This window comes from Aeromonas sp. S15(2024) (assembly GCF_041402265.1).
Taxonomy (GTDB): domain Bacteria; phylum Pseudomonadota; class Gammaproteobacteria; order Enterobacterales; family Aeromonadaceae; genus Aeromonas; species Aeromonas dhakensis.
In genome coordinates, this window is record NZ_JBGLQY010000009.1 from 25,726 (window position 1) to 48,349 (window position 22,624).

At 65.1% G+C, this 22,624-nt stretch carries 23 protein-coding genes; 11 read left to right on the plus strand and 12 right to left on the minus strand.

All coding sequences use genetic code 11. From position 1 onward, the window contains the following. The first annotated feature begins 148 nt into the window (after positions 1 to 148). Positions 149 to 2,113, plus strand: a complete 1,965-nt coding sequence (locus ACB033_RS16870; RefSeq protein ID WP_054543974.1) for an LTA synthase family protein — start codon at positions 149 to 151, stop codon at positions 2,111 to 2,113. A 57-nt stretch (positions 2,114 to 2,170) separates the two neighbouring features. Here the strand turns inward: ACB033_RS16870 and ACB033_RS16875 are convergent, their stop codons facing one another. Continuing rightward, positions 2,171 to 2,641 (minus strand): Lrp/AsnC family transcriptional regulator, encoded by a 471-nt coding sequence (locus ACB033_RS16875; RefSeq protein WP_005308292.1) that lies wholly within the window; start codon positions 2,639 to 2,641, stop codon positions 2,171 to 2,173. Positions 2,642 to 2,790: 149 nt separating this feature from the next. Between ACB033_RS16875 and ACB033_RS16880 the strand changes: the two genes are divergently transcribed. Further along, complete coding sequence (locus ACB033_RS16880; protein ID WP_162519991.1) at positions 2,791 to 3,309, plus strand: cyclin-dependent kinase inhibitor 3 family protein; 519 nt, start codon at positions 2,791 to 2,793, stop codon at positions 3,307 to 3,309. On the opposite strand, the gene metA is transcribed toward ACB033_RS16880, so the two are convergent. Continuing rightward, positions 3,310 to 4,257 (minus strand): homoserine O-succinyltransferase, encoded by a 948-nt coding sequence (metA, locus tag ACB033_RS16885; protein WP_005308287.1) that lies wholly within the window; start codon positions 4,255 to 4,257, stop codon positions 3,310 to 3,312. Between the two features lie 144 nt (positions 4,258 to 4,401). On the opposite strand from metA, the gene ACB033_RS16890 reads away from it, so the two are divergent. Both ACB033_RS16890 and ACB033_RS16895 read left to right on the plus strand, forming a co-directional pair. Then, complete coding sequence (locus tag ACB033_RS16890; RefSeq protein ID WP_005308285.1) at positions 4,402 to 5,640, plus strand: HD-GYP domain-containing protein; 1,239 nt, start codon at positions 4,402 to 4,404, stop codon at positions 5,638 to 5,640. A gap of 58 nt (positions 5,641 to 5,698) precedes the next feature. Next, the gene (locus ACB033_RS16895; RefSeq protein ID WP_371140639.1) at positions 5,699 to 6,844 is read left to right on the plus strand and encodes a competence/damage-inducible protein A; all 1,146 of its coding nucleotides are present in this window, start codon (positions 5,699 to 5,701) and stop codon (positions 6,842 to 6,844) included. 56 nt (positions 6,845 to 6,900) lie between these two features. Here the strand turns inward: ACB033_RS16895 and ACB033_RS16900 are convergent, their stop codons facing one another. The 3 genes from ACB033_RS16900 to ACB033_RS16910 form a co-directional block, all read right to left on the minus strand. Continuing rightward, positions 6,901 to 7,995 carry an ABC transporter permease gene (locus ACB033_RS16900; protein WP_010635297.1) on the minus strand — a complete coding sequence of 365 codons (1,095 nt, stop codon included), beginning with the start codon at positions 7,993 to 7,995 and terminating at the stop codon, positions 6,901 to 6,903. Between the two features lie 177 nt (positions 7,996 to 8,172). Continuing rightward, positions 8,173 to 9,102, minus strand: a complete 930-nt coding sequence (locus tag ACB033_RS16905; protein ID WP_139726476.1) for an ABC transporter ATP-binding protein — start codon at positions 9,100 to 9,102, stop codon at positions 8,173 to 8,175. Continuing rightward, positions 9,095 to 10,069, minus strand: coding sequence for an HlyD family secretion protein (locus ACB033_RS16910; protein WP_139726477.1), 975 nt, complete (start codon positions 10,067 to 10,069; stop codon positions 9,095 to 9,097). Before ACB033_RS16910 ends, ACB033_RS16905 begins: the two co-directional genes overlap by 8 nt. 249 nt (positions 10,070 to 10,318) lie before the next feature. On the opposite strand from ACB033_RS16910, the gene ACB033_RS16915 reads away from it, so the two are divergent. The 3 genes from ACB033_RS16915 (at position 10,319) to ACB033_RS16925 (ending at position 14,046) form a co-directional block, all read left to right on the plus strand. Beyond that, positions 10,319 to 11,989 carry a DUF342 domain-containing protein gene (locus tag ACB033_RS16915; RefSeq protein ID WP_017779778.1) on the plus strand — a complete coding sequence of 557 codons (1,671 nt, stop codon included), beginning with the start codon at positions 10,319 to 10,321 and terminating at the stop codon, positions 11,987 to 11,989. A gap of 114 nt (positions 11,990 to 12,103) precedes the next feature. Further along, positions 12,104 to 12,913, plus strand: a complete 810-nt coding sequence (gene yidA / locus ACB033_RS16920) for a sugar-phosphatase (RefSeq protein ID WP_017779779.1) — start codon at positions 12,104 to 12,106, stop codon at positions 12,911 to 12,913. A 362-nt stretch (positions 12,914 to 13,275) separates the two neighbouring features. Beyond that, positions 13,276 to 14,046: a gamma-glutamyl-gamma-aminobutyrate hydrolase family protein gene (locus ACB033_RS16925; protein ID WP_017764614.1), complete on the plus strand. Its 771-nt coding sequence runs from the start codon at positions 13,276 to 13,278 to the stop codon at positions 14,044 to 14,046. A 9-nt stretch (positions 14,047 to 14,055) separates the two neighbouring features. On the opposite strand, the gene ACB033_RS16930 is transcribed toward ACB033_RS16925, so the two are convergent. Next, positions 14,056 to 14,469: a hypothetical protein gene (locus ACB033_RS16930; protein WP_017783688.1), complete on the minus strand. Its 414-nt coding sequence runs from the start codon at positions 14,467 to 14,469 to the stop codon at positions 14,056 to 14,058. Between the two features lie 115 nt (positions 14,470 to 14,584). Here ACB033_RS16930 and ACB033_RS16935 point away from each other — a divergent pair, with 115 nt between their 5' ends. Together ACB033_RS16935 and ACB033_RS16940 are read left to right on the plus strand one after the other, a co-directional pair. Next, positions 14,585 to 16,111, plus strand: coding sequence for a mechanosensitive ion channel family protein (locus tag ACB033_RS16935; RefSeq protein WP_139726478.1), 1,527 nt, complete (start codon positions 14,585 to 14,587; stop codon positions 16,109 to 16,111). 41 nt (positions 16,112 to 16,152) lie between these two features. Continuing rightward, positions 16,153 to 16,554: an STY0301 family protein gene (locus tag ACB033_RS16940; RefSeq protein ID WP_139396871.1), complete on the plus strand. Its 402-nt coding sequence runs from the start codon at positions 16,153 to 16,155 to the stop codon at positions 16,552 to 16,554. Between the two features lie 98 nt (positions 16,555 to 16,652). Here the strand turns inward: ACB033_RS16940 and ACB033_RS16945 are convergent, their stop codons facing one another. The 6 genes from ACB033_RS16945 to ACB033_RS16970 all read right to left on the minus strand — a co-directional run bounded on the left by ACB033_RS16945 (position 16,653) and on the right by ACB033_RS16970 (position 21,475). Beyond that, complete coding sequence (locus ACB033_RS16945) at positions 16,653 to 17,363, minus strand: HAD-IA family hydrolase (protein ID WP_139726479.1); 711 nt, start codon at positions 17,361 to 17,363, stop codon at positions 16,653 to 16,655. 38 nt (positions 17,364 to 17,401) lie between these two features. Then, the gene (xerC, locus tag ACB033_RS16950) at positions 17,402 to 18,379 is read right to left on the minus strand and encodes a tyrosine recombinase XerC (protein ID WP_139726480.1); all 978 of its coding nucleotides are present in this window, start codon (positions 18,377 to 18,379) and stop codon (positions 17,402 to 17,404) included. Continuing rightward, positions 18,372 to 19,052: a DUF484 family protein gene (locus tag ACB033_RS16955; protein WP_005308258.1), complete on the minus strand. Its 681-nt coding sequence runs from the start codon at positions 19,050 to 19,052 to the stop codon at positions 18,372 to 18,374. The genes xerC and ACB033_RS16955 overlap by 8 nt, the downstream gene beginning before the upstream one ends. 79 nt (positions 19,053 to 19,131) lie before the next feature. Then, positions 19,132 to 19,962 carry a diaminopimelate epimerase gene (gene dapF / locus ACB033_RS16960; protein ID WP_042009001.1) on the minus strand — a complete coding sequence of 277 codons (831 nt, stop codon included), beginning with the start codon at positions 19,960 to 19,962 and terminating at the stop codon, positions 19,132 to 19,134. Positions 19,963 to 20,027: 65 nt separating this feature from the next. Beyond that, the gene (gene lysA / locus ACB033_RS16965; protein ID WP_139726481.1) at positions 20,028 to 21,278 is read right to left on the minus strand and encodes a diaminopimelate decarboxylase; all 1,251 of its coding nucleotides are present in this window, start codon (positions 21,276 to 21,278) and stop codon (positions 20,028 to 20,030) included. A 20-nt stretch (positions 21,279 to 21,298) separates the two neighbouring features. After that, positions 21,299 to 21,475 carry a lipoprotein gene (locus ACB033_RS16970; RefSeq protein WP_139431278.1) on the minus strand — a complete coding sequence of 59 codons (177 nt, stop codon included), beginning with the start codon at positions 21,473 to 21,475 and terminating at the stop codon, positions 21,299 to 21,301. Between the two features lie 73 nt (positions 21,476 to 21,548). On the opposite strand from ACB033_RS16970, the gene cyaY reads away from it, so the two are divergent. After that, positions 21,549 to 21,863 (plus strand): iron donor protein CyaY, encoded by a 315-nt coding sequence (gene cyaY, locus ACB033_RS16975; RefSeq protein WP_139726482.1) that lies wholly within the window; start codon positions 21,549 to 21,551, stop codon positions 21,861 to 21,863. After that, positions 21,860 to 22,513: an alpha/beta hydrolase gene (locus ACB033_RS16980; RefSeq protein WP_017786026.1), complete on the plus strand. Its 654-nt coding sequence runs from the start codon at positions 21,860 to 21,862 to the stop codon at positions 22,511 to 22,513. The genes cyaY and ACB033_RS16980 overlap by 4 nt, the downstream gene beginning before the upstream one ends. The last annotated feature ends 111 nt before the right edge of the window (positions 22,514 to 22,624 follow it).

Below are 22,624 nucleotides of genomic sequence, written 5' to 3' on the forward strand. Positions count from 1 at the left end.
CCGCCATCACAGAAAAATCATAAAACGTGCCAAAAGTTGCGCTTTCGCACGATCCCGACGCAACCTTTGCCCGCCACCACTGTCATAACCCTGCAATATAAAAACAATGCGCCCGTGGACGGGTGCAAACAGGCTTGTAGGAACAACAATGACCACTATCAGACGATGGCTGGGACCGTTTTGGCCCATCGCCGTTTTTTCATTGATCGCGCTCGTCTCTCTCTCCATCAGCCGGCTCGCCCTCGGCCTCTGGCAACTGGAGCGGGTCGACGCCGTCGCCGGCTGGCAGGAGATGCTGCTGCAGGGAGTGCGGGTCGACTTCGCCACCCTCTGCTGGCTGTGGGGCGTACCCGCCGTGTTCACCCTGCTGCTGGCCGGCCCCCATGCCGTGGGCCGTGCCTGGCTGCAGTTCATCCGGGTCTGGCTGACCCTGGGGCTCTGGCTGCTGCTCTTCCTGGAGATCTCCACCCCCTCCTTCGTGACCGAGTACGGGGTGCGGCCCAACCGCCTCTACGTGGAGTACCTCATCTATCCCAAAGAGGTGTTCGCCATGCTGTGGGCCGGCCGCAAGGGCGAGCTGCTGCTGGCGCTGGTGTTCAGTTGCGCCGTGCTGGCGGGCGGCTGGTGGCTGAGCGGCCGCCTTTTGCGCGGCATCAGCTTCCCGCGCTGGTATCTGCGTCCGGCGTTTGCCCTGCTGATCCTGGCCATAGGTTTTCTCGGTGCCCGCTCCAGCCTGGGCCACCGCGCCCTCAACCCGGCCATGGTGGCATTTGCCAGCGATCCCCTGGTCAATGCGCTCACCGTCAACTCCTCCTACTCCCTCTTCTTCGCCATCAAGCAGATGCGGGCCGAGGAGGATGCCGGCCAGTTCTACGGCGAGCTGCCCCGCCAGCGCATTCTGGATCTGGTTCGCCAGGAGAGCGGCCGCGAATCCCATGAGTTCAGCTCCGACACCCTGCCCAGCCAGACCTTCAACGAGGCCAGCTACGGCGGCAAGCCGAAGAACCTGGTGATCCTGCTGCAGGAGAGCCTGGGCGCCCAGTTCGTCGGCTCCCTCGGCGGCCTGCCGCTCACCCCGAACATCGATGCCTTGTCGAAACAGGGTTGGGCGTTCGAGCAGCTCTACGCCACCGGCACCCGTTCGGTGCGCGGCATCGAGGCGGTGCTGACCGGCTTCACGCCGACCCCGGCCCAGGCCGTGGTCAAGCTTGGCAAGAGCCAGACCAACTTCTTCACCATCGCCGATCTACTCAAGCAGCGGGGCTACGACACCAGCTTCATCTACGGCGGCGAGAGCCACTTCGACAACATGCGCAGCTTCTTCCTCGGCAACGGCTTCACCACCATAGTCGAGCAGAAAGACTTCAAGAACCCGGTGTTCGAGGGCTCCTGGGGCGCCTCTGACGAAGATCTGATGGCCAAGGCCGACCAGACCTTCCAGGCCCTGCACAAACAGGGCAAGCCCTTCTTCAGCCTGGTGTTCAGCTCGAGCAACCACGATCCGTTCGAGTTTCCCGACGATCGCATCGCCCTCTATGAGCAGCCCAAGCAGACCCGCAACAACGCCGCCAAGTATGCGGACTACGCCATCGGCGAGTTCTTCAAGAAGGCGAAGCAGTCGGACTACTGGCAGGACACCCTGTTCCTGGTCATCGCCGATCACGACAGCCGGGTCAGCGGCGCCAGCCTGGTGCCCATCCCCCGCTTCCACATTCCGGGCGTCATCGTGGGTGACGGCATAGCGCCGAGACAGGATCCCCGCATCGTCAGCCAGATCGACATGGCACCGACCCTGCTCTCCCTGATGGGGATCAGCGCCGACTACCCCATGCTCGGCAAGGATCTGACCCGCATGCCCGCCGACTGGCCGGGCCGCGCCATCATGCAGTACGACAAGAACTTCGCCCTGATGCGCGGCAAGGACGTGGTGATCCTGCAGCCGGAACGAGCGCCGGAAGGCTTCATCTATGAGGATGCGACAGAGACACTCACCCCGGCGCCGCAGCCGGCCACCATGAAGGATGCGGCCCTCGGCCTCGCGCTCTGGGGCAGCCTCGCCTATCAGCAGGGGCTCTACCGGACGGCGCCGGACACCCGCACCGTGCTGAACTGAGCGCCATAAAACAAAACCCGCCGATTGGCGGGTTTTTTGTTGGGGTCAAACGGGGAATCAGGTGTTGAGGAAGCAGGGCAGCGAGCGGCTGAACTTGTGCTCGAACACCAGCGAGGTCTCGAGGTGCACTACCTCCTCGCGGGAGGTGAAGTGATCGAACACGAAGTTGCGCAGGTGTTCGGTGTCAGAGACGCACAGATGCACCAGGAAGTCATCCTTGCCCCCCATGTGGAACAGGCTGATCACCTCGGGCAGCGCCAGGATGGCATCGCGAAACGCATCGATGATCTGGCGGCTGTGGCGGGCCAGCTGCAGCGACACCATGGCCTGGATGTGACCGCCGAGGGCCTGGTAATCCACCTCGCAGTGGGCGCCCTTGAGCACCCCATCCTGCTGCAGCTTGCGCACCCGCTCCAGACAGGTGGACGGTGCCACCCCGACCAGCGCGGCCAGATCCTTGTTGGTCATGCCCGCATCGCGAAACAGATGGGCCAGGATATCCAAATCCAGTTGATCCAGGTTTCTCATCTTTACTCCTTGAACCGCTCAATTTTTTAGACTCTGCCCGTAAACCGGGCTGAACACAACGCAGATTGACATCGGGGCCGCGCCCCCTATGCTTTGGCGCACTCAAAACCCGGCTCACGCCCGCAGCCACTGGCTTCATAAGGAGCTTTATGCACCCCTCCCACCCCTTCTGGAGCCAGGAGGTGCCGCGCCTCGACGGCCAGCTGCTGCTGACCCCCTGCCCCGGCACCCAGCAGGTTGCGTTGCCGCTGGCCCTCGATCAGCTCAGGCTGGCCGGCGCCCGCGCCGTCATCACGCTGATGACTGACGCCGAACTGGCCCGCCTCGAGCTGGCCCACCTTGGCGAGGCGGTCGAGCGCGAGGGATTGCGCTGGTTTCACCTGCCCATCGAGGATGACCAGGCCCCAGACGCCACCTTCGAGCTCGCCTGGCAACAGACGCTGCCACAGCTGCTGGCCCTGCTGCGCGAGGGGCAGCACCTGGCCATCCACTGCAAGGGCGGCAGCGGTCGCACCGGGCTGGTGGCAGCGGCTCTGATGATGAGCCTGGGCCAGCCCCGACAGGAGGCGATGGCCTCCATCAAGGCTCACAGACCCAAGGCGTTCACCCTGGCCTGCCACCGCCAATGGCTCGACCAGCTGGCCGAGCGGCTGGATCAGTACGCCTGATTACTTGCCACCCTGGTCGTAGGTGAAGACCTTGCCGATATCCTCCACCCGATAGCTGGTGAGCTGGTAGACGTAGTAGTTGAGCCAGTTGGCAAACAGCAGGTGGCCGTGGCTGCGCCAGCTGGCGCGCGGGGTCTGGCTCGGGTCGTTGTTCGGGTAGTAGTTGACCGGAATGACGGGCTCAAGCCCGGCGGCCAGATCCCGCTGATACTCGCCATCCAGGGTCAGGGCGTCGTATTCGGGATGGCCGGTGACAAACACCTGGCGACAATCCTTGGTGGCCGCCAGATAGACCCCCGCCTCTGCCGATTCGGCAAAAATCTGCAGATCTGTGTTGGCACGGATAAGATCTCCGTCAAACGCCGCGTAACGGGAGTGAGGCGCCACAAACTCGTCATCGAAACCGCGCAGCAGCGGCTCGTGTTCATCGAGCCGGTGGTGACGATAGACCCCGGAGAGCTTCTCGCCGTGGGTCTGCTTCTCCATGCCGTACAGAGCCTTCAGCGCCGCCTGCACCGCCCAGCAGAGGAACAGGGTGGAGGTGACGTGCTGATGGGACCACTCGATGATCTCGACGACACGCGGCCAGTAGACCACCTCCTCGAACTCCACCAGCCCGAGCGGCGCCCCCGTGATGATCATGCCGTCGTAGTTGTTGCCCCGCACCTGTTCGAAGTCGTGATAGAAGTTTTCCAGGTGCGCCTGTGGGGTGTTCTTCGACTCCCTATCGTCGATGCGCAGCAGATCCACGTCCACCTGCAACGGCGAGTTGGAGAGCATCCGCATCAGCTGGATCTCGGTCTCTATCTTCTTGGGCATCAGGTTGAGGATGAGCACCCGCAGCGGGCGAATGTTCTGGGTGACGGCCCGGGACTCCGTCATCACGAAGATGTTCTCCTGCCCCAGCACTTCGGCGGCGGGTAACTGATCCGGGATCTTGATCGGCATGCTTACTCCCTGTACTGCATCGGTAAATATGTCTGGACATCCAGAAGCCTATAATAAAGCGACTACCCTGTCATCAGATACCTTTTGTATTCACCCCCACCTTTGACTAGCATACGGCTCAATGTGTCTCTCGCATCCAAGACAATGACAGGTATCAAGATTTCAGTAGACCGGCTGCAAGTCGGCAATTACGTCTCTCTGCCACTTGGCTGGCGCGAACACCCCTTCCTGTTTTCCAGCTTCAAACTCAAGAACGAAGAGGAGATCGAGCTCATTCGCCGGCTCGGTCTCAAGCTCGTGACCATCATCCCGGACAAGAGCGATGCCCCGCCCAAGCCGCTGAACCAGGTTCAGGCCCAGCCGCAGGAGGCGCCAGACACGGCCCAGCGTCAGGCCGAGATGCAGCAGGAGAAGGAGCGCCGCATCGAGCAGTTGCAGCAGTACCGCCGCGACCTGCAGCAGTGCGAGAAGCAGTTCCAGCAGTCGCTGGCCCAGGTGCGCAACGTGATGGGCAAGATCCAGTCCCGCCCCCTCAACGCCATCGGCGAGGCGCAGGAGCTGATCAACGCCATGACCGAGCAGCTGCTGTCGGTGGACGAGATGGTGCTGCACCTGGTCTCCGACAGCGAGGATGGCAACAACCTCTACTTCCACTCCCTCAACGTCAGCGTGCTCAGCATGCTGCTGGCCAAGGAGTGCAACATGTCGGCTGACGAAATCCGCCGGGTCGGCATGGGGGCTCTGTTCCACGACATCGGCAAGCTGAAGATCCCGAGCCAGATCCTGCGCAAGACCGAGCCGCTGACCAAGCCCGAGCGCAACCTGATGGCCCAGCACCCGCGCTACGGGCTGGATCTGCTCAACCTGGCCAAGGACTTCCCGGCCGAGGCAAAGGGGATAGTGCTGCACCACCACGAATACCTGGACGGCAGCGGGCCGGAGGGGCTCAAGAAGGGGCAGCTCGACCCGCTGACCCAGATAGTCTCGCTGATCAACGAGTACGATAACCTCTGCCACATGCAGGCCAAGGTGCCCTACTCGGCTCTGAGCGGCCTCTACAAGCAGCGCAAGGCTCAGTTCAACCCGGACTACCTCGGCATGCTGATCCGGCTGATGGGGATCTACCCGCCGGGCAGCGTGGTGCAGCTCTCCAACGGTCAGGTGGGGCTGGTGATGTCGGTCAACACCTCCCGCCTGCTCTACCCCTCGGTGCTGGTGTACGATCCGCGCATTCCGCGCCAGGAGGCGGCCATCATCGACCTGCAGCAGGCCGAGCTCTCCATCGCCAAGGTGATCCACCCCAAGCGACTGCCGCCGGCGGTGTTTGAGTACCTCAATCCGCGCACCCGCATCAGCTACTACTTCGAACACAACAAGCCCTGATTGACCCGGCCACCTAGGTGGCCACCCCAACCCCACCGCCAGCCCCGAGGAGCCCTTCATGCGCATCGAAATCATCAGCACCGGCGACGAGATAGTGACGGGCCTGGTGGTGGACACCAACGCCGCCTGGCTCAGCGCCCTCCTGCTGGAGCAGGGCTGGCAGGTGCGCCGCCGCGTCACCGTGGGGGACAACCTCAAGGACTTGAAGGTTGTGCTGCAAGAGAGTGCCGCCCGCGCCGAGGTGGTGCTGGTGTGCGGCGGGCTCGGCCCCACCGCCGACGACCTCACCGCCCAGGCCGCCGCCGAGGCCTTTGACCAGCCGCTCACCCTGTTCCCGGACTGGCTCGCCACTATCGAAGCGCGCTACGCCAGCCGTGGCCGACCCATGCCCGCCAGCAACGCCAAGCAGGCCTGGCTGCCGCAGGGGTGCGAGATCCTCGACAACCCGGTGGGTACCGCCTGTGGCTTCCTGGTGCAGGCGGGCCCAAGCCGGCTCTTCTTCACCCCGGGCGTGCCGTTCGAGTTCAAGCAGATGGTGCGCGAACAGATCTTGCCGCGCCTCAAGGCGCTGGCCGGTACAGAGAGTGACACCGAGCTGCGCCGCTTCTACACGTTTGGCGTCTCGGAGTCGGCCCTCAGCGACATGCTGGATGCCGCCCCCTGGCCCGCCGGCATCGAGCTGGGCTACCGCTCCTCCATGCCCCTCATCGAGCTCAAGCTCATCGGCCACGGCGCCAGCACGGCGGACATGGACGCCGCCGAGGTGCGGCTGCTAACGGCCATCGAGCCCTGGCTGGTGGGACGGGGAGACGAGGAGCCGGCGCGGCAGATCCTGGATCTGTTGGGAGAGAGACCGCTGACGCTGCTGGAGGGGGAGAGCCGGGGCGCCCTGCTGGCCATGTGTCACGAGCACCCGGCCCTGGCGGCCGGCTTCAGCCACACCCTGAGCAGTGACCTGATGCAACTGGCGGCGCCTGCGGCCCCTTTGAGCCTGACCCTGGGCCGAGCAAGCCCGGACGGCGTGCCGCTGCTGCTCTGCGCCGACGGGCAACTGCACGGCCAGACCCTCAAGGTCAGCCACCCGGATCCCGACAGCGGCCGCCGGATCCTCGCCTTCGCCGCCCTCGACATGCTGCGCCGCCACCTGCTGGGGCTGCCGGTGCTCGGCGACTACCGCACCCTGGCCCGCACCGCCAGCCGTTAACAGCCAGCAGCTAGCAGCTAGCAGCTAGCAGCCAGGCTCTCACCCCTCGCGGGGCATCAATCCAGACTCTTCTTGAAGCGATGGGCGGCCAGGGTCAGCACCAGCAGGGTGAAACCCGCCAGCCAGAGCACGTCCGGCAGCAGCTCGGAAAGCTCACCGCCGCGCAGCACTATGCCCCGGATCAACCGCATGAAGTGGGTAGCCGGCAGCACCTCGGCAATCCACTGGGCCGGCAGCGGCATCCCCTCGTAGGGGAACATGAAGCCCGACAACAGGATTGAGGGCAGCAGGATGAACACCGTCATCTGCATCGCCTGCAACTGGGTCTGTGCCAGGGTGGAGATGAGCAGCCCCAGGGTCAGGCTGGCGGCGATGAACAGCAGGGTCGCCAGCAGCACCTGGCTCAGGGCGCCGTTGATGGGCACCGCGAAGATGAAGTGGCCGAGGCCGAGGATGATGGCCACCTGGATCAGCCCCACCCCGATATAGGGCAGGATCTTGCCCAGCATCAGCTCCATCGAGCTGACCGGGGTGGTGATGAGCAGCTCCAGATTGCCGCGCTCCCGCTCCCGCACGATGGCCGCCGAGGTGAACATGATCATGGTCATGGTGAGGATCACCCCGAGCAGGCCGGGCACTATGTTGACCGCCGAGCGGCGCGCCGGGTTGAAGTAGAGCACGGTCTCGAAGGTGGGAGGTACCGGCTTGAGGTCGGGCCTCAGATCCGAGAGCGGCATGTTGCGAAGGCCGAGCAGGGCGCCGGCGATCATGGTGTCCGAGCCATCCACCAGCCACTGGCCCGCCGTCTCGCCGGCGCTGAGCCGACGACTCAGATCGGCGGGCAGCACCAGCACGGCGCGCACCTCGCCCCGGGTCAACGCCGCCTCGGCCTGCTGCACCCCGACATATTGCTGCTTGATGTGCACCACCTGGCTCGCCTTCACCGCCTCCACCAGCAGCCGACCCGGCACGCTCTGGCTCATGTCGACCAGTCCCACCGGGATCTGGCGCACGTCGGTGTTGATGGCGTAGCCAAACAGCAGCAGCTGGATCAACGGGATCATCACCACCATGCCAAAGGTCAGCCGGTCCCGTGCCAACTGCCTGAGTTCTTTCTGAGTGATAGCCCAGAGCCGTCGCAGACTGTTCATCGATTCCCCCCCACCGGGATCATCACCGCCACCGCACCAAAGGTCAGTCTGTCTCTGGCCAGCTGGCGCAGTTCTTTCTGGGTAATGGCCCAGAGCCGTCGCAGACTGTTCATCGATTCGCTCCTGCAAGCTGGCGAAGTACTTGCCGGGGCATGGCCCAGAGCCCTTGCCAGCCGTTCATGCCCTAGGCTCCTGACCGGTGCAGCTGACGAATACATCCTCCAGACTCGGCCTGACCAGCGCCAGGCTGGCGCCAGCCAGCGCCGGACAGGCCTGCTGCAGCCAGGCCACCGGCTCCGCCAGCTCCTTGTCCACCAGCACCCGCAGGCGCTGGCCGAGCTGGGCGGCGGAGCGCACCGGTGCCAGCTGCACCAGTTGCTGCTTGAGCAGCCGCAGATCGGCAGCCTGCACCTCCACCACCCGGGTACTCATGGCATCCATCAGCGCCTGTGGCGCCCCCTGGGCCCGCACCCGGCCCGCCTCCATGATGGCCAGCTGGTGGCAACGTTCCGCCTCGTCCATGTAGTGGGTGGTGACCAGAATGGTGGTGCCCCCTTCGCTCAGGTCGAACAGCTTCTCCCAGAAATCGCGCCGGTTCTGCGGGTCCACCGCCGAGGTGGGTTCATCGAGCAACAGCAGAGCCGGCTGGTGGATCACCGCCGCCGCCAGCGCCAGCCGCTGCTTCTGGCCTCCGCTCATGGCACCGGCCCGCTGCCGTGCCAGCGGCACCAGCTCATAGGTGGCGAGCAGCTCGTGCAGACGGGCGGCAAGCCCGGCGCCGCCCATGCCGTGGATCCGCCCCATGAACTCCAGGTTCTCCCAGGCGGTCAGCTCGTCATAGAGGGAGAACTTCTGGGTCATGTAACCGATCCGCCGGCGCAGGGTCTCGGCCTCGCGGGGGATGCTCAGCCCCAGCACCTCCACCTCCCCCGCCGAGGGGGTAAGCAGGCCGGTCAGCATGCGCAGGGTGGTGGACTTGCCGCAGCCGTTGGGGCCGAGAAAGCCGTGGATCTGCCCCTTGGGCACGCAGAGATCCAGCCCGTCCACCGCCAGAAAATTACCGAAGCGGCGGCTCACCCCCAGCGCCCGGATCGCCAGCTCACTCATGACCCTCTCCCTGCGCGGCGGGTTCGGCCTGCAGCGGCAGACCGCTCGGCAGATCCTGCGCCGTCGCTGGCAGATCGATCTCCGCCAGGTAGACCAGCCGGGCCCGATCCCGTTCGTTGAGGGCGTAATAGGGGGTAAAGGCTGGCTCTTTCGAGATCCAGCGCAGCCGGCCGGTGAAGGGCTCGGCCACCCCGTCCACCTGCACCCGCACCGGCTGGCCGACGCCATAGCCGGCGAGGGAGGGCTCGGGCACATAGACCCTGGCATAAGGGGCCTGATCTGCCTGGATGGCAGCAAGCACGGCACCGACCGCCACCCGCTCGCCGAGGTGATAGGGCAGGCTGTCGAGCCGGCCGCTGCGGGTGGCGACGATGGAGAGATCCGCCAGCTCCCGTTCGGCCAGCGCCACCTCGGCGGTGGCGGCCTGCAGCGCGGCGTGCGCCTCGTCGATATCTTCGCGCCGCACGCCCCGCGTCAGCTTGTCGAGCTGCTGGCGCGCGCCATCCTGTTCGGCCAGGGCGCTGTCGCGCTGGGCACGGGCCTTGTCGAGATCCGCCGGGCTCACCAGCTTCTGGCGCACCAGCCGGTCGACCCGCTCGAAGTTGCGCTCGCTCTCCCTGACGGCGGCCTGCGCCTTGTCGAGGCTGGCCCTGGCGGCAGCGATGTCTTCCGGCCGCTCGCCATTGGTCAACCGGGCGAGGGCGGCCCGTGCCTGGGCCTCCCGCGCCCGCGCCTGGGCCAGCACCGCCTGCTGGCGCCTGTCATCGAGGCGGGCCAGCAGGGTACCCTCCTGCACCTGGCTGCCCTCCGCCACCGGCAGGGCGCGGATGATCTCGCCGGCGGTGGCGGTGAGCAGCACCCGATCCCGCTCCAGGGTGCCGAGGGCGGTGGCGGGGGCCTGCGGCTGGCAGGCACTGAGCAGGCCCGTCAGGGCCAGGGGCAACAGACAATGACGCAAGGTTGACACTCCTTTCCCGGTGGGCGACGGCCAGTGGTGGCCTGCAGACGGACTCCCGGTGCCGTCAGCATACTCGCTGTTACTTTTCATTTCCTCGCTCCAGTTCACCCATTTGTGCTTAGCTCATTGACCAAAAAGGAGAAATGTCTGGATACTGCAGACCAGCACTATGTTGATCATCAGCATTTTTAACAAGATGCCGATTAACTGGAAACAGGCAGCCATCCCGACAGGGATGCCAGCGAGGGAAGGGATCCGGTGTTAAGCACAGAGTGGTTACTGTTGTCAGCCGATATGGAATACGCCTGCCTGCGCATCGCGCCGGGGCTGACCAAACCCATCTCGGAAAACGATATCCAGGCCCTGCTGCTGGCCTCCAACTGCCGCCGCTATCAGCCGCTGGCGGAGGGGATCAAGCAGGCCATCAGCCTACTCAACACCCTGTTCAATGATCCGGCCGCCCCCCTGCCCGGCAACCCGGTGCCCATCGCCCAGCGCCACGATGCCAGCGTCCTGCTGCTGGTGGAGAAGGACCGGATGAGCGCCACCGCCCAGATCACCGCCGACTGGGGCGGCAAATACCTCACCAGCGAACAGCTGGAGCAGGCGATCCAGGCCAGCGAGATCAAGCAGGGGGTGCAACCCCAGCTCATCGCCGCCGCCGTGCTGGCGGCCAAGGAGGCGACGCCAGGCACCCTGCTCAGGTTGCCGGTGGCGCAGGGCAAGGCCGCCGTCAACGGTCAGGACACCCGCTTCGAGCGGCTGGTGGAGACCCCGGCCGAGCGCATTCTCAAGCCCCAGGAGCTGGATCACGGCCGGGTCGACATGCGCGACCTCGGCACCATGCTCACAGTCAAGGCCGGCGCCCAGCTGATGCGCCGCCACCCGGCCACCACCGGCGTGCCGGGCTTCACCGTCACCGGCCAGGAGCTGCCCGCCAAACATGGTAAGGAGAGCCCCATGGTGGCCGGCGAAGGCACCTTCATCTCGCCGGATGATCCCAATCTGCTGCTGGCCAGTCGCCCGGGCCTGCCCCGCCAGGAGAAGAGCGGCATGAAGGTGGACGACGTGCTGAGCGTCAAGCAGGTGGATATCCGCCACGGCCACATCATCTTCGAGGGGGCGCTGATCGTGGCGGGGGACGTCACCCCCGGCATGAAGGTCAAGACCAGCGGCGACGTGGTGATCGGCGGCTTCGTGGAGGGGGGCTACATCGAATCGGGCGGTACCATCACGGTGCGCAACGGCGTCATCGGCCGCAAGCTGGAGCAGAGCAACGAGTACCTCTGCCACCTCAACGCCCAGGGGGAGATCCATGCCAGCTATGCCCAGTACGCCAAGCTGGAGGCCGGCGGCGACATCCACGTCCTGACCCAGCTCAGCCACAGCTACAGCCGCAGCGGCCAGGACCTCAAGGTGGGCGACAGCGCCATGCGCAAGGGCCACCTGCTGGGGGGCATCAGCATCGCCAACCGCCTCATCATGGCGCCGATCCTGGGGGCCTCGGCCCACAACCAGACCCGGTTGCAGATCCTCGGTGGCTACTTCACCCACAAGGAGCAGGAGCAGGCGCTGCGCCAGCGCAAGCAGGAGTGCCGGGAGCAGCTGGACAAGCTGCAGGATCTGCTGCTCAAGCTCTTGCAGCTGCCGAGCGACAAGCGCAATCCCCAGACCCTGCAGAAGATCAAACTGATCCGGGTCCAGCGCCTCGAGGAGAGCAAGCAGCTCGACGAGCAGCTGGAGGCGGCGCAGGAAGAGCTGCAGAAACTGATGGCGGAGATGGACATCATCGCCACCCAGCACGCTTTCCCTGGGGTCGAGGTGGAAATGGCCCACCACCACTATCGGGTCGACATAGAGCACGGCCCCATCCACTTCGCCATCCGCGAGGATCAGCTGCAGCTGACCCCTTACGAACCCCACAAGTGAGCACCGCCGCCCCCGTCGTACACCTCCGGCCGTGATCCGGACGGTGAATTTCGCTACACTCCCTCTCCCATTGGCCCCATAGTGCGGGCCAGCCAGACTGCAGGATAGTGAGAGATGTACAAGCTGATCGCATTGGATATGGATGGCACCCTGTTGAACTCCCAGGGCCAGATTTCCCCCCGCACCCATGCGGCCATCGCCGCCGCCCGCGCCCGGGGAGTCACGGTCGTGCTGGCCTCCGGCCGCCCGCTGGAGGGGATGAGCCGCTATCTGGCCGAGCTCGGCCTCACCGGCCAGGATGACTACGTCATCTGCTACAACGGCGCCCTGGTGCAGCAGGTGGCCGATCAGCGCATCATCCGCAGCCAGCTGCTCAGCGGCAGCGACGCCAGCGCCATCGCCGCCCTGGCCGACGAGCTGGGCGTCAACGTGCACGGCTTCTCGGTCAGCCAGGGGCTCATCAGCCCCAGGGTCAGCCCCTACACCGAGCACGAATCCCGCCTCATCGGCATGCCCATCAAGCTGCTCGACTTCGCCACCCTGCCCGCCGACGAGCAGATCCTCAAGGTGATGATGATCGATCCCGAGCCGCTGCTCTCCCCGGCCATCGCCAAGCTGCCGGCCGAGCTTTACCAGCGCTATACTGTGGTGCGCAGCGCCCCCTACTTCCTCGAGTTCATGAACAAGCGGAGCAACAAGGGGACCGGCGTCGCCGCTCTGGCCGAGCACCTGGGGCTGGATGCCTCCCAGGTCATCGCGGTGGGGGATGCGGGCAACGATCACCACATGATCGAGTACGCCGGGCTGGGGGTCGCGATGGGCAACGCCACCGACGACATCAAGGCGCTGGCCCAGCACACCACGGGGCGCAACGATGAAGACGGGGTCGCCCAGGTGATCGAGCATTTCATCCTGAACGCCTGAGTCGACAAGGGGCCTGCGGGCCCCTTTTGCTGTCTGGGTCTGTCCGGGCAGCGGGGCCACATGTTTAATATATCCACCACGACAATACCCTCCCCTCGCTTCCCCTTCGCTACAGCCCCCTTTTAATGGGACTCAAGCCAGCCGAGCGCAGAATATATTTAACATTTTGGCATCATTTCGTTTGACATATTGAACGGCCTTGGCAGACTGGGGTCAGGATCCAGGCTGTCGTTGCCCAGGCTGACCGACGATTCTGGTACTGCGGCACGACCCCGATCCCACGACCATGCCTTGAGGCATGCCCTTGCGCTGGCAAGGGTCTGCCCAAGGCGCAGGACCGCTAAGGACAGCCAAGGTGAATCATGACTCGCAGCACCCACACCCCGCGTAAACCCGTCGTACTGATGACCATGGGCGCCCAGCCCCGCAATGGTCATGCCTATCAGGTGATGACCCACAAATACATTCAGCCACTGGTAGAGATCAGCGGCTGCGTCCCCCTGCTGGTGCCCACCTGCTGCGGCACCGAGGATCTGGCGCAATATCTGGATCTGGCGGATGGGGTCTATCTGAGCGGCGCCGGATCCAACATAGATCCAACCCTCTACGGCCAGGAGAACCTCACCCCGGAGAAGCAGCAAGACAGAGACAGGGATCTGTTCGACATGGCGCTGGTTCGCGCCGCCCTCGACCGCGGCCTGCCGATCCTCGGCATCTGCCGCGGCATGCAGGAGATCAACGTGGCGCTGGGGGGAGACATCCACCAGAAGGTCTACAGCGAGCCGGGTTATGACGATCATCGGGAGGATGCGGACGATCCGGTGGACGACCAGTATGGTGAGAGCCATCAGGTGACACTGGTGCCGGGCAGCTGGCTGGCGGAGCTGATGGGACAGCCATCGATCCCGGTCAACTCGCTGCACGGCCAGGGGATCAAAACGCTGGCCAAGGGACTGGTGCCGCTGGCCCATGCCGAAGACGGGCTGATCGAGGCTATCCACGCCCCCGCCCTCTCCCCCTTCCTGCTGGCGGTGCAGTGGCATCCGGAGTGGAAGGCGAGCCAGAACCCTCACTCCATCAAGATCTTCGAGGCCTTTGGCGACGCCTGCCGGGCCCGCCTGAGCGGCGTCTGACGACGCCGGCTAGTCGCCGAACCCGCGCGCCTTGAGCTTGGGCAGCGCACCGCGAGACGGGCGCAGGGTACGGCACACATCCATTCCCTTGAGCCCGCGCTGGATGTGATCCGGCGTGTGGCCAAACACCATGCCGTTGCTGCGATAGAGGGCGTTGTCGTCCAGCTCGAACAGCTCGCCGCCGATCAAGAGCTGCTCGCGGCCGTTGACCGTCTTGCCGCGCTTGAGCGGCAGCGTCATGTCGCTCAGCACCTCGCCAGTGGCGCACCCCTCGCGCCAGCGAGCCTCGTCTGAAAAGGGTGTGATGGCGATCTCGCGCCAGGATCCATCACGAAACTCGACCCGATACTTGTCGGCCAGCTGATCACAACCCACCAGCAGCCAGGCCCCGGCAATCCAGGCCACCTTGCTCCACTTGCGCACGCGCTCCACTCCCTTGTCAGACAGGTGCCCAGCATAAAGAAATTGCCTCGACCCCGCATCCATTTAGCGGATTGAAACCAACTATGCTGGAAATAACCAATGATAAGGGGCTGCTATGTTTGGCGATAACCTCGTTGCGCTACCTACCATGCTGTGGATTGGCGACCACCCGTTCTGGACCCTGCTGACCCTGTTCCTGCTCCTCACCCATTTCCTGCGCAGCCCGGGTCGCCGCCGTGAGCTGGTGAGCGAGCTCGGCTTCGTGATGATAAGCCTGGTGGTGATCCTGCTGATCCAGCTCGAGGGGGGCTGGTTTCGCCTGCCCCTGCCCCGCCACTGGCTGGTGGAGATCTCCAGCCTGCTGGCCGGGCTGGTGCTGGTGAAGATCTGGGGGATCCTGCTGTTCCAGTTTCTGCTGCCCCTGTGCCAGGTCCGCATCCCGCGCATCATCGCCGACATCGTCATCACGGTCGGCTACATCGGCTGGTGCCTGTTCCGCCTCTACGCCTCCGGCATGGCCCTCGGCGAGATCGTCACCACCTCCGCCGTCATCACCGCCGTCATCGCCTTCTCCATGCAGGACACCCTGGGCAACCTGCTGGCCGGGGTCTCGATCCAGCTCGACAATTCCATCGCCATCGGCGACTGGCTACAAGTGGAGACCACCCAGGGCCGGGTGGTGGAGATCAACTGGCGCGCCACCACCATAGAGACCCGCAACTGGGAGACTGTGGTGATCCCCAACAGCCACCTGCTCAAGCAGCGCTTCACCGTGCTCGGGCGGCGCCGCGACGCCCCCCTGCAGTGGCGCCGCTGGGTCTGGTTCGACATCACCCTGGACACCCTGCCCACCCAGATCATCGCCCTGGTGGAACACTCACTGAGGGAGACCCGGATCCGCAACGTCTCCGCCAGCCCGCAACCGGACTGCCTGCTGATGAACGTGGAGAACGGCATCGCCCGCTACGCGGTGCGCTACTGGCTCACCGATCTGGCGGTGGACGACCCCACCGACTCGGCGGTGCGCACCCTGATCGATGCCGCCCTGCGCCGCAACGACCGGCGCCTCACCCCGCCCATCTTCAACGTCTTCATGACCTCGGATCAGGATCACAAGGATCAGCGCCACAAGCGCCATACCGCCGAGCGGACCGATACCCTGCGCCGCCTGCCGCTGTTCGCCATGCTGCAGGAGGAGGAGCTGCTGCGGCTGGCGGATCAGGTCAAATTCGCCCCCTTCGTCAACGGCGATCGGATGCTGAGCCAGGGGGAGATCTCCGGCTGGCTGTTCGTGCTGGTGAAGGGGGATGCCCAGATGCTGGTAGAGGTGGAGGGGCGCGAGCTGACGCTCGGCACCCTCAATGCCGGCGACTTTTTCGGCGAGCTGAGCCTGCTCACCGGCGAGCCCAGCCCGTTCACGGTGCGGGCCCAGGGGACCGTCGAAACCTATCGCATCAATCAGGCCATGTTCCAGGAGCTGGTGGCCCAGCGTGGCTCCCTGCTCGAGCCGCTCTACAAGGTGCTGAGCGCCCGTCAGCAGGAGCAGCAGGAGCTGCTGGCGCGGGAGGCGGAGGCCATGAAGCAGATCGCCCCGCCACGGGATCTGCTGGACAAACTGATGGCGCTGTTTGGCGGGCGATGACGTAGCATGGGAGCCCATACTTTCCATTCGAGACGTGTTTCATGCTGCTGACCGCGCTAGCCCTGAGCGCCACCCTGCAATTTGACTGCCCCGCCACCATCGAGACCCGCCAGCAACTGCTGGGCACGGCCCAGGGGTGGCATGCCGTCACCCGCAACGAGCTGGGGGAACAGCACCAGCCCCTTCGCCACCGGCTGGAGAACCTGTCCCTGTTCGACGGCGACCCCGACGAGCGCGCCCAGCTCAAGCCGGACAACGGCGACAGCCACGCCATCCACTACTGGAGCCTGGATCGCCACAATCCGCGCTCCTTCTATCTGGTCTGCCACTACCGGGAGACTGCCATCACCCTGCAACAGGCGCTGCCCGCCGGGTTAAGCTACTGCCGGGTCAACCAGCCCGCCCCTTACGATCTCCGTGGTCTGATTTGCCGCAGCGAGTGACCGCTCCGGCATGACCGTGTGACGGTTTCGACCAACAGTGAATGAGCGGCCGACAAGGGATGCATGTCGGCTGTGAACTGGCGGCTGTTGAGGTCTGACTAGAGCAGCAGGTCGGCCAGCTCGCCCAGCGCGGCCAGCTCCACGTCCGGCAGCAGTTGCAGCCGCTCTCCGGGTTGCTGATGCTCGTTGAGCCAGGCGGCCTTGAAGCCGTGCAGCCTGGCCCCCAGCACGTCGGTCTGCGGGTGGTCCCCCACGTGCAAAATGCGGTCGGGGGCGAGCCTCAGGGTCTTTTGCACCTGCACGAACATGTCCGGCGCCGGCTTCATTCTGCTGCCAAGACCAGCCTTGCAGACCAGGGTGAAGTAATCCGCGAGGCCAGCCTGGACCAGATCCAGGTTGCCGTTGGTGATCACCGCCAGCGGGTAGCGTGCCGCCAGCCGGGCCAGCAGGGCATGGGTCTGGTCGCTTACCTCTATCTTCGAGCGCTCGGCCAGAAACGCGGCGAACACCGACTCAGCTTCCTGCGCGGCCCGGGTCTCGGCCATGCCTCCGGCCATCAGCGCGGCCTGGATGCCGTGCCGGCGCGCCAGGCTGACGTCGTCGCGCAGCGCCGGTTGTTCCAGCAGCAGGTTGCGCTTGAGCTCCAGCCAGCGCGGCTTGTCCAGCATGGCGGTGGCCAGGTATTCGCTGCGCAGGTGGGCCAGCATCCACTGCTCGGCTCGCTCGATGGCCGGGCCGTTGTCATAGAGGGTGTCGTCGAGGTCAAACGAGATGGCGGCCACCGGCTGCCAGCGGCGATAGAACTGCATGGTCTCTCCTCTTGTCGGGGCCGGCTACCCGGCCCCCGTCATTCGTCGTCCGGGGTAGCGGGATCCCGCTTCGCCCTTGGATGGGCGCTGTCATACACCTTGGCCAGGTGCTGGAAGTCGAGGTGGGTGTAGATCTGGGTGGTGGAGAGATCGGCGTGCCCCAGCAGCTCCTGCACCGCCCGCAGATCGCCGGAGGACTCCAGCATGTGGGTGGCGAAGCTGTGGCGCAGCTTGTGGGGATGGACATGGGCGTTGAGCGCCTGTTTGTTGCCCCAGCCGTCGAGCCGCTCCTGCACCGAGCGAGCCGACAGCCGCTGCCGGCGTTTGGAGACGAACAGCGCCTCCAGCTCATCGCCGGCCAGCAGGGGGCGCAACTTGAGCCATTTGTGCAGCCACTCCACCGCCATCCGCCCCACCGGCAACACCCGCTCCCGCGAGCCCTTGCCGGTCACCCTGAGCTGGCGCTCGTCGAGCTTCACGTCCGCCAGATTGAGCCCCACCAGCTCGGCGAGGCGCAGGCCGGAAGAGTACATCAGCTCCATGATGGCGCGATCCCGCACCGCCAGCGGATCCTGCTCGTCGGTGATGTTGAGCAGCTGGTACATCTCGTCCACGTCCAGGTTCTTTGGCAGCGGCCGCCCCTGCTTGGGGGTGACGATGCCGCGGGCCGGATTGGCGACCAGCCGCCCCTGGCGCACCTGCCAGTCACAGAAGCTGCGCAGGGCGGAGACCTTGGTGGCGAGCGAGCGGGGCGCGAACCCGGCCTTGTGCATCCGGGTCACCAGGCTGCGCACCTGGCTCGCCTCGAGCCGGGCCCAGTCATCGACCCCGAGCTTCACCAGCTCGGCGGCCATGGCTTCCAGATGGGCCTGGTAGTTGCTGCGGGTGTGGGGGCTGAGCTGGCGCTCGACCCGCAGGTATTCGATGAAGGCCGCGAGCTCCCCCGCCAGCGCGGCCGGCAGGAGCTCGGCGGCAGGCGCCGCCTTGGTGGAGGGGCTGGCCGGCGCCTTAGCCACGGGCCAGCTCGGGCAGGCGCAGCTGCAGCAGGCGGCCGAGCTGACCCAGCAGCAGGGTGTCGTTGTGGGGAGTGAAGTGACTCGGATCCGAGCTGGCGAAGGCCAGCACGCCGAGATCGCCGAGCCGCATCAGGGCCACCGAGTTGACCAGCACGTCGTGACCGAACAATGCCTGCTTCTCGCTCTGGTTGAGCCGGCCGAAGTAATAATCCTGACCCGGCAGGCGCTGACCCAGCAGCTGCTCGAGCTGTTTGCCCTCCGCCATGAACTTCTGCTCGGGGCCGCTTAACTGGAATTTTTTCGGGCTGAGCCAGAGCCGCAGGCCGGTCAGTCGCAGCCGCTGCACGAACGCCTTGCCCATCACGGCGCTCACCTCGAACAGGCTCCGACAGCCGTACAGCTCGCCGTAGAGATCGGCATAGACCCGGAAGATCCGCTCGTTCTCGCTGGCAATCCCCATCAGCTCGGTGATCTCCTGCTCCAGCTGCTCGATACGCTCGCGCTGGCGGTCAAGCTGGCGCTCCACCAAGGAGATGGCGCCCTTTTGTTCATGGGGAATGCGGATCCGGTCCAGCATGGCCGCGTGGCGCTGGAAAAACTCGGGATAACGGGCCAGGTACTCCAGCACTGTGGCTTCATCCACCAGTGGTTCCTGCCGTTTGAGTTCGCTCATAACTTGGTTGGTCCATCCGAAAAAGGGGCCAAGGGCCCCGACATTAGTGCTTGGCAGTGCGGGGGCTCCCCGCCCGTGCCTATAACTCTATCTGGCCGTCAAACACGTGCTCGGCCGGCCCTGTCATGTAGACCGGCTGACCCGGCCCCTTCCAGGCGATGGTCAGCTTGCCCCCCGGCAGAGTGACGGTGACCCGCTCCTTGAGCTTGCCCTGGCTGATGCCGATCACCACGGCGGCACAGGCGCCGGTGCCGCAGGCGAGCGTCTCGCCCACCCCGCGCTCGAACACCCGCAGCTTGATCTCGCTGGCGTTGACCGTCTCCATGAAGCCGACGTTGACCCGCTCGGGAAAGCGTTCATGGCGCTCCATGATGGGACCCAGGACCTCCACCGGCGCATCGGCCACCGAGGGCACTTCGATGACGCAGTGGGGATTGCCCATGGAGACGGCCCCGCACATCACAGTATGCTCCTGGGCCCGCAGCAGGTAGGTTTTTTCCGCCTTCTGGGCCCGAAACGGGATCTTGCCCGGCTCGAACTGGGGCACCCCCATGTTGACCGTGACCTGGTTCTCCCCCTCCAACTGCAGCACGATGCGACCGCGCGCCGTGCTCACCGCGATGCGATCCCGGTTGATCAGCCCCTTGAGGCGGACGAAGCGGGCGAAACAGCGGGCACCGTTGCCGCACTGCTCCACCTCGCTGCCATCGGCATTGAAGATGCGGTAGTGAAAGTCGAGCTCGGGATCATAGGGCGGCTCCACCAGCAGCAGCTGGTCGAAGCCGATGCCGAAGTGGCGATCCGCCAGCTTCTTGATGACGTCATTGCTGAAAAACACCTTCTGGGTGACGCCATCCACCACCATGAAGTCGTTCCCGAGGCCGTGCATCTTGGAAAAATCTATCAACATCGTGCGTTCCTGTACCCTTGTTCACGCTCTCACCCGGAGGAACGCTTAGAGAAATCCATCAACCATCAGGGCAGCAAATGCTCACCGCGCCAGAGATCCGCCAACTGCTCGCGCTCTCTGATGAGGAACGACTGCGCCCCGTCCACCAGCACTTCGGCGGCGCGCGGACGGGTGTTGTAGTTGGAGGACATGGTAAAGCCGTAGGCACCGGCGGAACGCACCGCCAGCAAGGAGCCCTCGGCGATCGCCAGGGTGCGCTCCTTGCCGAGGAAGTCACCGGTCTCGCAGACCGGGCCGACCACGTCGTAAACCGCCTGCTCGTGGCTCGCGCGGCTGTCCACCTCGATGATGTTCATCCAGGCACCGTAGAGCGAGGGGCGCAGCAGATCGTTCATGCCGGCATCGATCAGGGCGAAGTTGCGGCTCTCGCCCGGCTTGAGGTACTCGACCCGGGTCAGCAGCACGCCGGCGTTGGCGACGATGGCACGACCCGGTTCGAACAGCAGGGTCAGATCCCGGCCCGCCAGCTTCTGCTTGAGCGCCTCGGCATATTCGGTAGGGTGCGGTGGCTGCTCGGCGCCATAGTTGACCCCCAGGCCCCCGCCCACGTCCAGGTGGTGGATATGGATGCCTTCCGCCGCCAGGCCGTCGATCAGCCGCAGCAGCTTGTCGGCCGCCTCCATGAAGGGATTCAATTCAGTGAGTTGAGAGCCGATATGGCAATCCACCCCGACAATCTCGATATGTTCCATCGCCGCAGCCTTGCGGTAGATGGCGGGCGCCAGCTCGATGGGAATGCCGAACTTGTTCTGCTTGAGGCCGGTGGAGATATAGGGGTGAGTACCGGCGTCGATGTCGGGGTTGACCCGCACCGACACCCGGGCCTTCTTGCCCATGCTGCCCGCCACCCGGTTCAGACGCTCCAGTTCGGCTTCCGACTCCAGGTTGAAGCAGAGGATCTCTTTATCCAGCGCGAGGCGCATCTCGGCCTCGCTCTTGGCGACGCCGGAGAAGACCACCTTGGCCGGATCGCCGCCCGCCGCCAGCACCCGCGACAGCTCGCCGCCGGAGACGATGTCAAAACCCGAACCCAGGCGGGCCAGAAGGTTGAGCAGCGCCAGGTTGGAGTTGGCCTTGACCGCGTAGCAGATCAGATGGGGGATGTCGCCCGCTGCCTTGTCGAAGGCGTGCCAGTGGCGTTCCAGAGTGGCGCGGGAGTAGACGTACAGCGGGGTGCCGTACTGCTCGGCAAGTTGTTGCAGCGAGGTGTGTTCGGCCTGAAGCTGGCCATCGGCGTCGTAGTTAAAGTGATCCAAGGGGGCGGTTCCTTCCTAAATTATTGCGGCGCGGCCTCTGGGGCTGCCTCGGCGGTCGCAGGCGTCTGTGCTTGCTGTGTGCTCTGGGTCTGGGGCTGCTCGGGGGGTGGCATGTAGAGCGGTCCCGTCAGGCCACACGCGGCCAAACCAAGAGACAGAAGAGTGGCAAGCAGACACTTGGTAAGCTGGGTAATCATAATGGTTCGCTGCGAAAAAATTTTTGGCCCTCTATAATCGCACTCACATTGTTAAAAGCAACAGGATAAACCGATGAAGGATCACGAGTATCACGCCCTGACCGACACCTTTTTCCAGTATGTGGAAGACACCATCGACGAGGGGTATCCGGATATCGACTGCGAACGCGCTGGCGGGGTCTTGACCCTGAGCTTCGAGAACAAGACCAAGGTCATCATCAACAAGCAGGAGCCCCTGCACCAGATCTGGGTCGCCACCCGCGAGAACGGCTTCCACTTCGAGCTGCAAGGGGAGAGCTGGATCGACAACCGCTTCGGCCATGAGCTCAAGACCCTGCTGAGCCAGGCCTGTAGCACCCAGGCGGGCGAGCCCGTCCAGTTCCCATGATCGATCTGCACCCTGCCGATGCCCGTCATGCGGTGATCTGGCTGCACGGGCTGGGGGATTCCGGCGCCGGCCTGGCCCCCTTGGTGGATGCGCTGACCCTGCCCGCCGACCTGCCGGTGCGTCACCTGCTGCCCGATGCGCCCGAGCGGCCGATCACCATCAACATGGGCTACAAGATGCGCGGCTGGTACGACATCAGAAGCTTCGAGGATCCGGCGGATCGCGCCGTGGAGTCCCACGTCAGGGAGTCTGCGGCCCGCATCGCCGCGCTGATCGAGCAGCTGGTGGCCGAGGGCTTCGCCCCCGAGCGCATCGTGCTGGCCGGCTTCTCCCAGGGGGGCGTGATTGCCTCCTTCACCGCCCTGCGCCTGCCGCAGCAACTGGCGGGCCTGCTCTGCATGTCCACCTACCTGGCGGCGCCCGATGCCCTGCTTGGCGAGATGAGCGAAGCCTCTCGCAGTCTGCCCATCTGCTACATGCATGGCATCTATGACGACGTGGTGAGCCTCTCCATGGGCTGGGACGCCAAGAACCGGCTGGAAGCGGCCGGACTCTCCCCCGAGTGGCACGAGTACCCCATGCGCCACGAGATCTGCCGCCCGCAGCTCGACGACATCCGCCAGTGGCTGCTGGCCCGCCTCGCGGGCTGAGCCAGTTCCCGAATAGCCAAACGGCCTGCAGATGCAGGCCGTTTTCATTCAATATGGGCGATGATCCTGTGCAGCAGGGGGCCGAGACCGGGGCGCTTGCGCGCACGCCGG